8 protein-coding genes are annotated in these 16724 nt (G+C 40.5%); 4 read left to right on the plus strand and 4 right to left on the minus strand.

The features are described 5' to 3' along the window. Nucleotides 1-5072 (minus strand): Rib/alpha-like domain-containing protein (locus QM406_RS08025; RefSeq protein WP_414273912.1); only part of this gene is annotated, 5072 nt, incomplete at its 3' end. A 294-nt stretch (nucleotides 5073-5366) separates the two neighbouring features. On the opposite strand from QM406_RS08025, the gene QM406_RS08030 reads away from it, so the two are divergent. Continuing rightward, on the plus strand, nucleotides 5367-6836 hold the full coding sequence (locus QM406_RS08030) for a M protein trans-acting positive regulator PRD domain-containing protein (protein WP_414273913.1): 1470 nt from the start codon (nucleotides 5367-5369) through the stop codon (nucleotides 6834-6836). A gap of 971 nt (nucleotides 6837-7807) precedes the next feature. Then, nucleotides 7808-11509 carry a pullulanase gene (locus tag QM406_RS08035; RefSeq protein ID WP_414273914.1) on the plus strand — a complete coding sequence of 1234 codons (3702 nt, stop codon included), beginning with the start codon at nucleotides 7808-7810 and terminating at the stop codon, nucleotides 11507-11509. A gap of 381 nt (nucleotides 11510-11890) precedes the next feature. Here the strand turns inward: QM406_RS08035 and QM406_RS08040 are convergent, their stop codons facing one another. Together QM406_RS08040 and QM406_RS08045 are read right to left on the minus strand one after the other, a co-directional pair. Then, complete coding sequence (locus QM406_RS08040; RefSeq protein ID WP_414273915.1) at nucleotides 11891-12328, minus strand: Rrf2 family transcriptional regulator; 438 nt, start codon at nucleotides 12326-12328, stop codon at nucleotides 11891-11893. A 71-nt stretch (nucleotides 12329-12399) separates the two neighbouring features. Beyond that, on the minus strand, nucleotides 12400-13239 hold the full coding sequence (locus QM406_RS08045; protein WP_311522807.1) for a metallophosphoesterase family protein: 840 nt from the start codon (nucleotides 13237-13239) through the stop codon (nucleotides 12400-12402). A gap of 145 nt (nucleotides 13240-13384) precedes the next feature. On the opposite strand from QM406_RS08045, the gene QM406_RS08050 reads away from it, so the two are divergent. Next, nucleotides 13385-13837, plus strand: coding sequence for a universal stress protein (locus QM406_RS08050; RefSeq protein ID WP_049504821.1), 453 nt, complete (start codon nucleotides 13385-13387; stop codon nucleotides 13835-13837). Between the two features lie 221 nt (nucleotides 13838-14058). On the opposite strand, the gene QM406_RS08055 is transcribed toward QM406_RS08050, so the two are convergent. Further along, nucleotides 14059-15450 carry a Cof-type HAD-IIB family hydrolase gene (locus QM406_RS08055; RefSeq protein ID WP_414273916.1) on the minus strand — a complete coding sequence of 464 codons (1392 nt, stop codon included), beginning with the start codon at nucleotides 15448-15450 and terminating at the stop codon, nucleotides 14059-14061. Between the two features lie 65 nt (nucleotides 15451-15515). Between QM406_RS08055 and QM406_RS08060 the strand changes: the two genes are divergently transcribed. After that, nucleotides 15516-16478 (plus strand): asparaginase, encoded by a 963-nt coding sequence (locus QM406_RS08060; protein WP_414273917.1) that lies wholly within the window; start codon nucleotides 15516-15518, stop codon nucleotides 16476-16478. Nucleotides 16479-16724 lie beyond the last annotated feature (246 nt).

A 16724-nucleotide genomic window follows, 5' to 3' on the forward strand; every position in this document is an offset into this window, starting at 1 on the left:
TTAGGAAGATCTTTCAAGTTACCGATTGAATCTTCTGCTTTTGGTTCAGTTCCTTTATCTACAGTTTGAGCTTTTGGTGTTGGCTCGTTCTTATCTGCATCTGTTGGTTTTTTAGTTACAAATTCTGATAATGGTTTTGTATCTGTAGAACCATCTGTATAGGTTACTACAAGATTTCCTTTGTCATCTTTTGTGACTGATTTAATCTTACCATCTTTATCAACTGGAGTATCTTTTGCGATGTTCGCATCATCGTTATCTTTTTTGTACTCAAGTTGTAATTTTTCTTTGATTTTATCTAACTCAGCATCTGTTACTTTATCTGGATCTGCTACTTCAACTTTATCAGCTGGAGCTGGAGTTGCAATATCGTACTTATCTGTTTGAGATTTAACGATAAAGTGAACATATCCTGGTGTCTGAGTTGCATTAGGGTTTTGATCCAATGCTCTAAAATCAGTAGTTGATGGTGCATTATCATTGTCATTAGCAACAACAAAGCTTGTCCAATGGTTTGGAGCTTTAAGTGTTGTAACACCTGTCATCTTAATAGTAGCTGTAGCACCTGATACAGTACCATCACCATGAGTGACTGCTGAATTCTCGATTTTTCCAGTTGTGAAACCGTAATCTGCCGTATTATCTTTTCCAATACCACCAGGACCACGTACATACATATCTTTAACAGCAGTGTTGTCTGATGCTTTGAATGTTAAATCAGTGTTTTCACCTGTATAAACATAAATTTCTTTCTTAGCTTCATTTGAGTATGGGAGCTCAACTGTTGGAGCTACGTTTACAAATTCTGACAATGGTTTCTTATCTTGAGAACCATCTGCATAGGTTACTACAAGATTTCCATCAGCGTCTTTTGTGACTGATTGAATCTTAGCATCTTTATCAGCTACAGCTGTACCTTTTTTGTCTGCTAAGTTAGCGTCATCGTTGTTTTGAGAGTACTCAAGTTGGACTTTTTCTTTGATTTTAGCCAACTCAGCTTCTGTTACATTTGCTGGATCTGCTACAGTAACTTTTTCAGTTGGAGTAGCAATGTCATATTTTTGAGTTTGTGCCTTAAGCATGACACGGAATGCACCTGGGTCAGTTGCGTTTGAAGCATTTGTTGCTCCATTCTGAATAAATGCACCATCTGTATCCGTTGCAGTTGCATAACGCCATCCCAAAGCCAAACCTTCTGGATTTTCTCCTTTAGTTGCTGCATCTAGTCTTTCTTTTGATAAACCATCTGTTGCTGCTGGAGTACCTGAGTAGGTAATGACTGCTGGTGCATCTGCTGTTGCCGGAGTTTCAGCATTGATAACATTTGCTTTAAATCCATATTGAGTGTTGATGGTATTTGCTTCACCTGCAACATCAGCAAACGCTTTGTTACCACCTTGTTTTACAGTAGCACTTGCAATTTTTCCGCTATCATCTTTGAATTTGATATCGAATGAGTTTGCTTCTCCACCGTATACATAAACTTCTTTAGTAGCTTTATTAGAGTAAGGAATCTCTACTGTTGGTGCTACGTTGTCACGTGCAGGAGTTGTTGTATCTTTAGTTACAAATTCTGACAATGGTTTCTTATCTTGAGAACCATCTTTATAGGTCACAACAAGATTTCCATCAGCGTCTTTTGTGACTGATTGAATCTTAGCATCTTTATCAGCTACAGCTGTACCTTTTTTGTCTGCCAAGTTAGCATCATCATTCGTTTGAGAGTACTCAAGTTGGAGTTTCTCTTTGATTTTAGCTAAGTCGTCATCTGTTACATTCGTTGGGTCTGCTACAGCAACTTTTTCTGTTGGAGCTACAATGTCATATTTTTGAGTTTGTGCCTTAAGCATGACACGGAATGCACCTGGGTCAGTTGGGTTTGAAGCATTTGTTGCTCCATTCTCAATTTTCGCACCATCTGTATCCGTTGCAGTTGCATAACGCCATCCTAAAGCTACACCTTTTGGATTTTCACCTCTAGTGGCAGCATCTAAGTCGTTTTGTGTAAATTTCCCTTCTGGTGCTGGAGTACCTGAATAAGTAATGACTGCTGGTGCATCTGCTGTTGCTGGTGTTTCAGCAGAGATAACATTTGCTTTAAATCCAAATTGAGTGTTAATTTTATTTGCTTCACCTTCAACTGGTTTAAATGCTTGGTTTCCTCCAGCGTTTACAGTAGCACTTGCAATTTTTCCACTATCATCTTTGAATTTGATATCGAATGAGTTTGCTTCTCCACCATAGACATAAACTTCTTTTTCAGCTTTATTAGAGTAAGGAATTTCTACTGTTGGTGCTACGTTTTCACGTGCAGGAGTTGTTGGGTTAACGAGATATGCTGCTGCAACCTTATCTGTTGATTTATCAGGGTATGTGATTGTAAGGTTACCCTTTTCATCTACACTGTATTGTGAACCTGCTGGAAGACTTGGGTTCGCAGTTTTAACTGAGTTGATGATCTTGTTCTTTTCATCTTCACTAACGTTGTTTGGATTTGCAATATCTACTTTTGTACCTGCAACTGGGTCATACTTTTTAGTAGTCTCAAGAACTGTAACAGTGATTACTCGATCAATCGATACTTTCTGATTACTTGTTGGCTCTGGACTTCCAGTAGCTCTAAAGACGACCTTAGTATCCCCTAGAGGTTGGGTCCATGCAACAGTACCTTTTGCTTCAGCATGGCTGTTTCTTATTGCTGCACTTCCATTAGTAGACAATCCACCCGATGGTTCTACCCCTTTTACATTAAAAGCTGTTTCTGGAACAATTCCGAACCAACGCAAAGCTGTCCCAGCAGCATCACCTGTTAAAGTAAGTTTATCTCCACGATAAAGTGTCACCTTTGTCGTATTGGTGATCATTTGCAACTTATAAGGACCCTTGGTCACCTCATCGTTCGAAATCGGCGTTGGTGTTTTTGTAACTGTAATCGGTGCACTCTTAGCTGACTCTGTTCCACCTGCTGGTGTTGAAGTAGCTGTGATCTCTCCTTCAGGAAGGCTGTTTGTAGGGTGAACAGTTGCTACACCTTTATCGTTAGCTACGGCTTCACCGATCACAACGCCATCTTTGTTGTAAAGTTTAACAGTTGAACCTGCTGGTGCTTTCACTGTTACATCAGCTGGAGTACTTGCTTTACCTGCCAAATCATTGACAATTTCTGGGGCTGATGCTGGGGCTGTAGTTGCGCCATCTACTGCTGGAGTAATTGGTTTTGATGGTTCTGGTTGTGGCTGTGGCTGTGGTTGTGGTGCTGGAGTCTCCTCTTTTGGAGCTTCTTCAACGTTACGTGATTGCCATCCTTGAAGACTTGAGTAGCTGCCTTCTTTCATGTTAGAGATAACTCGTGCTGTTGTTCCAGCTTTCATATCTTTGTTCAAGGTCAAGTTGATCGTTGAGTAGTGGGCTCCTTGATCACTTGAAGCAACACTTGCAAGTGCACTGTTTGTTACTTGCCAGTTGCCTGGAACAGCATCACGTTTAAGCACAACTTCTCGAGCATTGCCATCTGCGTCCGTAAATTGGAAATAAGCTGCTCCTGCATCATGCGGTACTTTCAAGGTAACGTTTCTATCATTTTCAACAAGATTATTTTGTTGTTTTGATTTAGATGATGGAACGATCTCTGAGTGACCTAGAGAGACGTTTACAGGTGTAGCAGCACTTTCTACTCCACCAACTGTTTGGCTAACGCTGATTTGACTCCCAGGAACCAGCTGTGCCCCACCAGTAACGTTACTATTCAAACCAATAGTAATTGGGAATGACCACTGTCCGTTCTGTCCAACTACGGTACTATCATTAACAGTTTTACCCTCACTCTTAATATTGATGCGGGCACCTGGTGTTCCTGTACCTGTCAAGACTGTATCTGTAGAAGCTATAGTAGGCACTGTAATCGTGTCATTTGTTTGGGTGTAGGTGTTGTTGACTCCTGGTTGTGGTGCAAGTCTTGATGAAAGATTGATACCGACTTCTGGGAAGTCTGAAGTACGATTTTTAACAGCTGATGAACCATTCATCCCACCATTTTCTAGTGAGTTTTTTACAATAGCTGTTGCAAAACGAGCAAACAGATTGTGACGGGTCCCTTTAGTCACTACACTATAGGTAAGCGAATCAGGAACTCCTCCACCAATGTATTTATAATGAGACGCCAAAGCTTTGTGATTGCTCATAGCAGGGAGCTTTCCAAAATCTTTCTCAACGTAATAATCCTCATTCAGACGTCCAGCATTAGGACCACGGTCTACGACAGTAATACTTTGAATTGTATCATCTGATGCGACCACCAAGCCAGCAGCTTGGTGATTCTTATGCTGCGGTACAACACTAATTGTCCAAGTTGTTCTGTCTCCATCCACACTGTAGCGAACTGACTGAAACTGCTTGACACCCGCACCAGCAAATTCACCTTCAGCGACTGATCCGTCAACTGAACGGTTTGCTGCACGTGAACTTAGATCACGTTTGCCTCTTGGACGAGCTACTTCAGTTTCCGCTACTGCTGTTTCAGCTTTATCCTCTGTCGCTTCAGCTTTAGCTTCAGTGGCTACTGCTGTTGCTTTTTCTTCTTTAGCAGCAAGTTGAGCTACTGCCTCTTTGAGACTAGCGACTGCTGCATCCACTTGGTCTTGGCTAGCTTCTGCATTTGCCAAAACATTTTGTGCTTGTTCAAGTGCTGTGTTCAAGCGAGAAAGAGAGTCTTCTGTCTTTCCTGCTTTGTCCAAGCCTTTTACTTCTTCGACCAACTGGGTCAAAGCTTCTTTGTTAGCTGTTTTAGCAGTAGTGTTTTCCGCTACCACTGCTTTTCCAACTGTTGCTGGCTGAGTCTCTGCCACAGCAGCAGGAGCTTCATAAGTCCCCATTTCTCCACCATATCCAGGCTTAGCCTCTTTAGCTTTTGAGCCACTCTCAACTGTAGATTCCGATGCTGTGTCTGCATGGACCGTTTGAATAGCTAAGCTAGCTCCGACCGCAAAAACAAGCGAACAACCAAAAAGGAAATGTTTTCCTTTTTTAATCATACGCCAGTTCTTCTGCTCTGCATTTTTACGATTAAAATACATTCTTATCTCCTATTTATTTTTTATTAGAGTCGCATGTGTTTTACATACGTTGCTATTATAAAATATGGTATCAACATAGTCAAGTTTTTTGCTCCTTTTAGAAAAAAAAAAAACATTTGATGCAAATCATTTCCAAATTTACTCTTTTTTTAGTAAAATTATTATAAAATTTGATAATTTATAAACGAATTTTAAAAATTTTTTCCGAAAACATGCTATAATAGAAAAAAGCCCTGATAATTGTTTTTATCTTTTTTTGTTTATAAGACTTTATATTTCCAAGGAGTATTTCCCATGAGAGAACTATTATCTCACAAAGAACAGAGACAATTAAAAATTCTAGAATACTTATTTGAGAACCAAGAATGGATTCATATTGACACCTTGGCTGATATTCTAGATTTGAATGGACGCATCATCAAAAGCGATATCAAAGAAATGCGCGAGCAACTTTCGTGTTTTGATATTCTATCATCAACCGCTGGTATCATACTGAGGAACGAACATAATTTTGGTATTGAGCGAATTTATAGACACGTTTTGCAAGAGTCTGTTAATTTTCAGGTACTCAGAGCTTTCTTCCTATTAGAAGAACCATTTACTTTCGAGCACCTAGTTCAAACGCTTGACATTTCTCTTCCCTCACTTCGTAAGAAGGTTGCTGAAATCAATAATATTCTGCAGTCAAAATATAAATTCAAGCTCAAGGTGACGCCTATTTCAATTATTGGAGACGAAAGAGACATTCGCTTCTTTTTTGCCCAGTATTTCCATGAAGCCTATGGTTTCTTCAAATGGCCATTTCATCTGTCTTCTGAAGATGTAGAGGAAATTGTGACTTTTCTTGTCAAGATAACAGGCTATCCCATCACCTACCAAAATATGCTTCAGCTGAAGACACAAATTGCAGTCAATCTCCATCGAGTAAAGATTTTACCGAGACCTAAAGAGGAAATCGAGTTTGACCCTCTTCGCCCTATTTTTAGTCAACTTTCAAACTTCCAGCAGGAATTGCAATCTCTTGGTGATCGTCTTGGAATCACACTCGATTTTACAACTCTTGACCAAATTTTCAGCTCCTATACTCAAGAGGAGATTTTCTTCACGGTCGAGGATTTCCTAGAGGCGCGGAAAGACAATGAGAAAGTCGATCACTCCTATCACTCAGCTCGAGATGTCCTAGACAATCTTACCCGACAGTTTGATGTCCACTTTTCAAATACCGATCAATTGATTTGGCACTTGCATAACACTGCATTTCTAGAACGTCAAGAAATCAACTCAGAATCTATCATTTCTCATAATAAATCTTATGCAGTGAATAAGATTAAAAAGTTCTTCCCAGATTTTTACGAAGCAGCTAGTTTTGAAATGATGCGCTATAAGTCTAGCTTGGGACAAAAGGATAAACTTCACGCTGTAATCCATCTAGTCTATACTCTTTTAACCCACGCAACTGATCTAATGGAACAACTCCTAAAGCGCCAAACTAAGGTTCGTGTTCTTGTTTTGAGTGAGTTTGACTTTGCCCATCCTCAGGCCTTGATTTCACTTTATCAATTTTACACCTCTAAAAACATTCACTTTGAAACATGGGATAAAGAGACACTCAATGTTGATGAAATCATGGAAGCGGGTTACGATGCCATCATTACAAACTTTGATATTGAAGGATTGGTTCATCCGAAGCTCATGAACGTCGGTCGCATGGCTAATCTACAAGTCGTCAATGAACTCAATACTCTTTCCATTGGTAAACTTTAAAAATAGCCTCTGTTTTATGACCAAACAAGCAGGCTAAAACAGATATAAACGCATAATGTCAGGCATCTTAAAAACTTGATATTATGCGTTTTTACTTTCAAAAGTGTAGGGAAATGAAATAAAAGCCAAATCAATCGGGAAATTCATACTCAATGAAAATCAAAGAGCAAACTAGGAAGCGAGCCGCAGGCTGTACTTGAGTACGGCAAGACGCAGCTGACGTGGTTTGAAGAGATTTTTGAAGAGTATCAAATCAATTTCTTACAATTTTTAAGAACTACATCCTACTATTCTAAAATCAGTCAACTATAGATTCGCACTTGTCGATAAAATTTTGCTCATTTACAATAATTTTGTTGTATGATAGATTGAATATAAAACACTATAGTAGATTGAAATAAGGTATGAACAATTCGATTAGAAAAGTCAAACTAATTTCTAGAAATATTTTTAGCAGCCGTTATGTACTATTCTAGATTCAATCTACTATAATTTTGTTGTGTAGCAGATTGAATAGAAAACACTATAGTAGATTCAAATAAGATATAAACAAATAGATTAGGAAAATCAAACTTATTTCTAGAAATATTTTTAGCAGCCGTTATGTACTATTCTAGATTCAATCTACTCTGCATTGTGAATTCTAAAAAATTGCTAGAAATTGACTTAACTTCTCTAGTAAATTTATTCAGATTTTATTTAACTATAACCTATCTATTTCAGTCTAACAAAAGACTTTTCCTTGCTTTGCTAGAATATAGCAAGATCTACTGATTAGCTGGTCAATTTCAATGTTTTTACTCAGGCTAGGATATTTCTTCAGTAGACTATCAACAAAAAGGGGTTTTGATTTTAATGGAGGTTGATTTTTCACCTAGTCTGATTTCTCATCTACAAAACAAAAGAAAACGATTGCATAAACTCTTACTCCATGATATACTAGGATAAAAATAAACAATAGGAGAGTGTCTATGAAAAACACGTCATCTCAACCAGATAAAAAAATGATTTACAGCATCCGTTCTCTGAAAAACGGAACTGGCTCTGTCCTTATTGGAGCAAGCTTTATCCTCCTTGCCTTAACAGCACCTTCTGTATCTGCAGCTGAAACTAGTCTTGGCACACAAGAAAATGTAAGCGCTATTAGTGCAGGCCCAGTTACTACAGAAACCAGCCAAGCTGAGGAAAAAACGCCTATTTTGGACCACAAAGATGCAAACGCTTCCCTAGAGTCTAAAACATCTGAACCAGTAGCAGTTTCTGAAACAGCTACAACTGAGACTAGTGCAAGCCTTCCAAACAATAAAGACGAGAAAACTGAAGTATCAAGTCTAGCTGCTGAGAAAGCTGCGCCAGCAGACACTGTAGCTGAAAATCCAATCCAAGACAACTACTTCCGTATCCACGTCAAAAAACTTCCCCAAGAAAACCAAGATTCGCAAGGTCTTTGGACTTGGGATGATGTTGAAAAACCATCTGAGAACTGGCCAAATGGCGCCCAGTCCTTCAAGGATGCCAAGAAAGACGACTACGGCTACTACCTAGATGTCAAACTAAAAAATGAACAAGCCAAGAAAGTCAGCTTCCTCATCAACAACTCCAAAGGTGACAACCTTACTGGAGACCGTTCGGTAGAGCGCCTCTCTCCAAAGATGAATGAAGCTTGGCTTGATGAGGACTTCAAGGTTCATAACTACCAACCGCAGCCAGCTGGAACAATCCGCGTCAACTATTTCCGCACCGATGGCAACTATGACAAGAAATCTCTCTGGTACTGGGGAGATGTGAAGACTCCAAGTAGTGGAGAATGGCCTGACGGTACAGACTTTACTGCAAGTGGAAAACACGGACGCTACATCGATATTCCGCTCAATGAAGCCGCCAGAGAATTTGGATTTTTACTATTAGATGAGAGCAAGAAAGGCGATGATGTGAAAATCAGAAAAGAAGATTATAAATTTACTGACCTGAAAAACCACAGTCAAATCTTCCTTAAGGATGATGACGAAACAATCTACACCAACCCTTACTATGTGCATGACATCCGTATGACTGGTGCCCAACATGTGGCTAAGTCCCGTATTGAAAGTAGTTTTTCTACCTTGGTTGGTGCTAAAAAAGAAGACATCCTTAAACATTCCAACATCACTGACCACCAAGGGAATAAAGTGGCTATCTCCGATGTTACAATCGATGAAGCAGGTAAGAAGGTAACCTACATCGGTGATTTTTCGGACACTAAAAACCCTTATACAGTTGCCTACGATTCAGACCGTTTTACAACTCGTTCAAGCTGGCGTCTCAAAGATGAGACTTACAGTTACGATGGTCCACTCGGTGCAAATCTTAAAGAAGATGGTAAACGTGTTGATCTGACTCTTTGGTCTCCAAGTGCCGATAAGGTTTCAGTTGTCGTCTACGATAAGAAAGATCCTGAAAAAGTGGTCGGAACCGTCGCCCTTGAAAAAGGAGAAAAAGGAACCTGGAAACAAACTCTGAATGAAAACTCTGGTCTTGGCATCAGCAACTATACTGGCTACTACTACCAATATCAAATTGAGCGCCAAGGCAAGACTGTTCTCGCACTCGATCCTTACGCTAAATCTCTCGCTGCTTGGAACAGTGATCTAGCAAAAACAGATCCTGCCCATAAAGTTGCTAAAGCTGCTTTTGTGGATCCAGCAAAACTTGGACCTCAAGACCTGACTTATGGTAAGATTCATAACTTCAAATCTCGTGAAGATGCTGTTATCTACGAGGCTCACGTTCGTGACTTTACCTCAGATCCTGCTATCGCAAAAGATTTGACCAAACCATTTGGTACTTTTGAAGCCTTTATCGAAAAACTAGACTACCTCAAAGACTTGGGTGTAACCCACATCCAGCTCCTTCCAGTCTTGTCATACTACTATGTCAATGAATTGAAAAACCATGAACGCTTGTCCGCCTATGCTTCAAGCGATAGCAACTACAACTGGGGTTATGATCCTCAAAACTACTTCTCCTTGACTGGTATGTACTCAAGCAATCCTAAGGACCCAGAAAAACGTATCGCAGAATTTAAGAACCTTGTCAACGAAATCCATAAACGTGGCATGGGTGCTATCTTAGACGTAGTTTACAACCATACTGCCAATGTTGATATCTTTGAAGACATTGAGCCAAACTACTACCACTTCATGGATGCAGATGGGACACCTCGTACTAGCTTTGGTGGTGGTCGTCTAGGAACAACCCACTACATGTCTAAACGCGTCATGGTAGACTCTATCAAGTATCTAGTTGAAACCTATAAAGTAGATGGTTTCCGTTTCGATATGATGGGAGATCATGATGCAGCTTCTGTCGAAGAAGCTTACAAGGCTGCACGCGCCCTCAATCCAAATCTCATCATGCTTGGTGAAGGTTGGAGAACCTATTCTGGTGATGAAAATATGCCTACTAAAGCTGCTGACCAAGATTGGATGAAACATACCGATACTGTCGCTGTATTTTCAGATGACATCCGTAACAACCTCAAGTCTGGTTATCCAAATGAAGGTCAACCTGCCTTTATCACAGGTGGAAAACGCGATATCAATACCATCTTTAAAAATCTAATTGCTCAACCAACCAACTTTGAAGCAGATAGCCCTGGAGATGTGATTCAATACATCGCAGCCCATGATAACTTGACCCTCTTTGACATCATTGCCCAATCAATCAAAAAAGACCCAAGCAAGGCTGAAAACTATGCGGAAATCCATCGTCGTTTGCGCCTCGGAAATCTCATGGTCTTGACAGCTCAAGGAACTCCATTTATTCACTCTGGTCAGGAATACGGACGTACCAAACAATTCCGTGACCCAGCCTACAAGACTCCAGTTTCAGAAGATAAGGTACCAAATAAATCTCACTTGTTGCGTGATAAGGACGGTAACCCATTTGACTATCCTTACTTCATCCATGATTCTTATGACTCTAGTGATGCTGTCAACAAGTTTGATTGGACCAAGGCAACTGATGGAAAAGCTTATCCTGAAAATGTCAAGAGCCGTGACTACATGAAAGGTTTAATTGCACTTCGCCAATCTACAGACGCCTTCCGACTTAAGAGTCTTCAAGATATCAAGGACCGTGTCCACCTCATCACTATCCCAGGCCAAAATGGTGTGGACAAAGAAGATGTAGTGATTGGCTACCAAATCACTGCTCCAAACGGAGATATCTACGCAGTCTTTGTCAATGCGGACGAAAAAGCTCGCGAATTTAATTTGGGAACTGCCTTTGCACATCTAAGAAATGCTGAAGTTTTAGCAGATGAAAACCAAGCAGGACCAGTCGGAATTGCCAACCCTCAAGGACTTGAATGGACTGAAAAAGGCTTGAAATTAAATGCCCTTACAGCCACTGTTCTTCGAATCGCTCAAGGCGGTGCCATCGTTGCCCCAGCTGTGGAAGAAAAACCAGAATTTGATCTTTCTAGCTTGAATGTCGAACAAGAACAAGGGCAAGGGCAAGCCCAAAACCTAGCAGCAAATCCTGAAACCCAAGAAACTGCTGCAGAGGCTCTTTCTCAGAAAGTCCTTCCAAACACAGGAACTGAGAGCAAATCTCTTCTTACTCTTGCAGGAATCAGCCTCCTATCCCTCCTTGGACTTGGTAGCTTCCTCAAGTCAAGAAAGGAACAATAAAAGCAAGGACTCTATAAATCCAGCAACTTGATAGAAAAACATGTAAAAAGAGGCTGGGAGAAAAGTCTTTAAAATCAGAAAAACGCATATTATTCAGATGTTTAAAAAAACTTGATAATATGCGTTTTATTGTGGAAAGATTTATACTCAATATTCTACTAAAATTATGTTTGTGTCTCTCCTCTTCAGATTTAAAAAAAGGTTCATTTTGATCAACTTGCTTCAATCTCTTTCTTTTACTAGAGAAAATAAAAAAACTCTTAAAAATAGCATTATGTCAACATTTCTAAGAATTTTTACTATATAGTATCCAACCTCTATAAGGACAATTTTTTTATTACTGATAGGGTATGTCTAGGTTCTGCCTCTTTCTAGAAGCTCTTATTTCTCCATCCTTGCTTCTGCATCTGCCACCACTTGAGCAAGACTGGTTTGGCTCAGCTCCTGCTCCATGGCTAGCTGAATCTTTTGTAATTTCTCATCTAAAACCCCGTGGATATTTGCGCCAACTGGACAGGCTGGATTGGGATTATCATGAAAACTAAAGAGTTGTCCAGTTTTTCCAAGGCATTCGACCGCTTGATAAATATCCAAAAGACTGATATCCTCAAGATTTTTGATAATCTCTGCTCCACCAGTTCCACGCGCAACTGAGATCAACTCCGCCTTTTTCAGTTGAGATAAGGTCTTACGGATAATGACAGGATTGACTCCAACACTACTAGCTAGAAAATCACTAGTCACCTTGCTTTCCTTCCCTTTTAGGGCAATGATTACCAACATATGTGTCGCAATGGTAAATCGGCTTGAAATTTGCATCCTCTTCTCCTTTTTTCGTCAGATTAGTTCCTTCTTTTCTTAAGTTTATTATATCTCTTCTAGTTGTAATGTCAAGAGTTACCACTAAGCCAGTCATCCAATTCAACATCATGTCCTTGACTCTGAGCGATTTCGTGCAACAAGTCCTGATTGTGGGTATGGTGAATCCCATTAACCAAACTTTCATAATAAACTTGGTAGTAGGGTAATTGTAAGTCTTTGGCTAGCTGTAATTCTGCCTCAATATCATAATCGACACGACGAAAATCAGCATCTTTTAAACCTTTTTCGTCAAATTCTAAGATCATGTATTGGGCCCGCAAGTCTTTGCGTAAATTCCCAGATAAAAAGAAGGGTTGCCCAATCGAACCTGGATTCAGGATAAGCTGGCCACCACTACCATAACGAAGAAACTGCTGATGGATATGGCCATAAATGGCAATATCGCAATCTGGATTGGTGACAAGACGATCAAAATCCTCTTGCTTACCAAGATGAATCAGCTCTCTTCCCCAGTTTTTATCAGGCAAGTGATGACTAATCCCTAGCTTCAGATCTCCAAACTGGCGATGCACTTGCAAAGGATAGTCCTGCAGTGCCTCAATCTCCTCGATGCTGAGTTCTTCCATAATATACTGACATTGGCGTAAGAGATAACGATGACTGGGTCTGGTTTCATCTAACTGACGATGGCAGGCGCGCCACAAGCTCTCCTCCCAATTCCCTAAAACTCTATGGGTGATGGGTAAAGTGTCCAGTATCTGGAGAATATTTTTTCGTCCTGTTCCAGGCATGAGGATATCTCCCAAGAGCCAATACTCATCAACCTCCGACTTCTGGGCATCTGCCAGAACAGCCTCTAAGGCTGTTGTATTGCCATGTATATCTGATAATACTGCGATTTTTGTCATATCTTTTCCTCTTAGCTTTTCTATTTTTATTATAACAAACTCCAAGTCAAAGTCAAAAAGCACCTATCTTTTCTATCGTTTTTTACTTTACTTTTTTAGTGAAAAGGATTACAATGAAGGTAATAAGAATGAGGAGGTTTTTGCTATGACACAACGTTATGAAAATATCATGGTAGCAGTTGACGGTTCTAAGGAAGCTGACTTGGCTTTCATCAAAGGGGTTCATTCAGCACTGCGTAACCAAGCAAAACTAACTATTGCTCATGTCATTGACACACGTGCTCTTCAAAGCATCTCAACATTTGATGCTGAAGTTTACGAAGAATTGCAAGTAGAGGCCAACGATTTGATGGCAGAATATGAAAAGCGTGCAAGAGATGCTGGTCTCACAGACATAAAAGTTGTTATTGAGATGGGTAACCCTAAAACTCTCTTAGCTAAAACAATTCCAGACAAAGAAAAGGTTGATTTGATTTTAGTTGGAGCAACAGGACTCAATGCCTTTGAGCGCCTGCTAGTTGGTTCTTCATCAGAATATATCCTACGCCATACCAGCGTTGACCTTCTCGTCGTTAGAGATAAGGATAAAACTTTGTAATAAAAACAGAAATGAGGTTGGGATTTTTCTCCTAACCTCATTTTTTTATATAATAGATTGAATTAAGATGCGAACAAAGAGATTGGGAAAGCCAACTTGATTTCTAGAAGTTTTTTTAGAATCTGTAGTGTACTATTCTAGATTCAACCAACTATAAACTGTTGATGTCGTAGTTGGAGCTAGGAAATAAAAACATCATTCCCGGCTTCCTTTCCTACCGCCTATTTCTTATCGGCTCTTTCCTTGTGGCGTTCATAGGCCTTTATCTGGCGCTCAATTTCCTTTTTAATGGCTGGTTCTGGAGCGTATTTTTCTTCCCAGTCATCTGGTTTTAGGATTTTGTGGGTCACTGGGTCAAAATGAGCTTTTCCATCAGGGAACATTTTACCCATATTGGCTTGATGGACAATATCAAAAATCCGTTCTGGATCCACCCCCATCAAAACAAAGCTACCATAGGTGAAGTATAGGGTGTCTATCAAGGCATCTACTTGTCCTATCAAATCTTGCTTAGCAGGCGTTTTCTTAGCAACTTTATCTGCTGCCTTATCAAGAGCTTGATGAAGTTGCGATAGAGCTTGACCAAAGTTCTCTTCAGAGGGACTGGCTGCTCGAACAAACTCCACCAATTCTTCTATTTTAAAGCCAGCCCTGTGGGTTGCACCTTCTAAATCCCAAGCTCGAGGTTCTTCTTGGGTCCGTTCATCCATCATGTGGTGGAAGGTCTTGACCTTATTGAAATGATAGTCACGGCTGACAAAGACTTTTTCTGAGGCCAGAACGCCAAAATGTTCCAAGGCCTTGTGGATTCCGTCTTGCTGATTGCTGGTTGTAATGTGCTTAGCAACTTCCTTAACACTGCTACTACCATTTCCCATAGCGACAGACATACCGACACCCGCCAGCATTTCTAGGTCGTTATCCGAGTCACCAAAGGCCATGACTTGATTGAGATCAAAACCATACTCTTTTCCGACTCGGCGAATACCTTCTAGCTTGGAATTTCCTTGATTTATGACATCGGCCGCAAAAGGATTACTACGAGTCAATTTCAAGTCTTGAAAATCAGCTGCTGCTTTCTCAGATTCTTCTGGTGTCATTAGCATCAAAACTTGATAAATTGGCTGATTCATCAACTGGAGCAGATCTTCTTCCTTCTGAGGAACGACCTTACTCACCATTCGATTAAAGGAATGACTAACTGTACGAGTCAACATAGAGGGGACAAAACGACTCACTCTTTGCGAAAAAGAACCTAGGCCAAAAGACATGATTTTCGAACCAAGCATGGCATCCTTGGTCCCCAAAGCAATCTCCTTGCCCTCTTTTTTAGCATAGGCTATCAACTGCCGTAAATGAGATTTGGAAAGAGGACTTGTAAACAAAACTCTGTCTTTATTAAAGATATATTGGCCGTTATAGGTTACAGCAAAATCCAGATCTAAATCTTCCATTAAATCCTTAACAAAAAAAGGTCCTCGCCCTGTCGCTACTCCAACAAGCACTCCCTGTTCCTTCACAATCTTAATCGCATCCTTAGTGGATTTCAAAACACTCTTGCGATCGTTGACCAGTGTTCCATCGATATCAAAAAAAACAGCTTTGACTTCCATCCTACCTCAATCTCCCCTTTTGTGATACAATGATTATACCACATTTCAGAAAGAGTGAGTAAATCATGCCTAAGAAAATCCTTGTTTTACATACGGGTGGTACTATTTCCATGCAAGCCGATGACTCTGGCGCTGTTGTGACTAGTCAAGACAACCCTATGAATCATGTATCCAATCAACTTGAGGGAGTTGAAGTCCACGCTCTCGACTTTTTTAATCTGCCAAGTCCCCATATTAAACCAAAGCATATGCTGGCTCTCTATCAAAAAATTAAAGAGGAGGCTGATCATTATGACGGTTTCGTGATTACACATGGGACAGATACCTTGGAGGAAACTGCCTATTTCCTTGATACTATGGAGGTTCCCCACAAACCGATCGTACTAACAGGGGCCATGCGTAGTTCCAACGAACTTGGAAGCGATGGTGTCTACAATTATCTCAGTGCCCTTCGCGTAGCGAGTGACGATAAGGCTGCTGATAAGGGTGTCTTGGTCGTGATGAATGACGAAATTCACGCTGCTAAGTATGTGACCAAGACGCATACAACAAATGTTAGCACCTTTCAAACGCCGACCCATGGCCCTCTTGGGCTCATCATGAAACACGAGATTCTCTACTTTAAAACAGCTGAACCCCGTGTTCGTTTTGACCTTGATAAGATTCAAGGCTTGGTCCCTATTATCCCTGTCTATGCTGGTATGACAGAAGAACTCCTTGATTTACTTCCCGTTGACCAACTGGATGGACTTATTATCCAGGCCTTTGGTGCTGGAAATGTTCCCAAGGAAACAGCACAAAAATTGAACGCCCTCATCCAAGAAGGACTTCCAATCGCCTTGGTCTCTCGTTGTTTTAACGGGATTGCCGAACCTGTTTATGCCTATGAAGGTGGTGGCGTTTGCCTGCAAAATGCTGGTGTCTTCTTTGTCAAAGAGTTAAACGCTCAAAAGGCTCGTCTCAAACTCCTCATTGCTATCAATGCTGGCCTTAGAGGAGAGGAATTACGAGCCTATATGGAAGGATAATACTCTTCGAAAATCAAATTCAAACCTCGTCAACGTCGCCTTGCCGTAGGTATGGTTACTGACTTCGTCAGTTTCATCTACAACCTCAAAGCAGTGCTTTGAGCAACCTGCGGCTAGTTTCCTAGTTTGCTCTTTGATTTTCATTGAGTATAAAAAAGTCGGTGAGATAGAAATTACTAGATCAAGTCTTGTTTTCTAGTCACCCCCAAAGCCTTCTACCATCAACTTGATGCTTGAACTATTGGC

Source organism: Streptococcus infantis (genome assembly GCF_047465035.1).
GTDB classification, from domain to species: domain Bacteria; phylum Bacillota; class Bacilli; order Lactobacillales; family Streptococcaceae; genus Streptococcus; species Streptococcus infantis_T.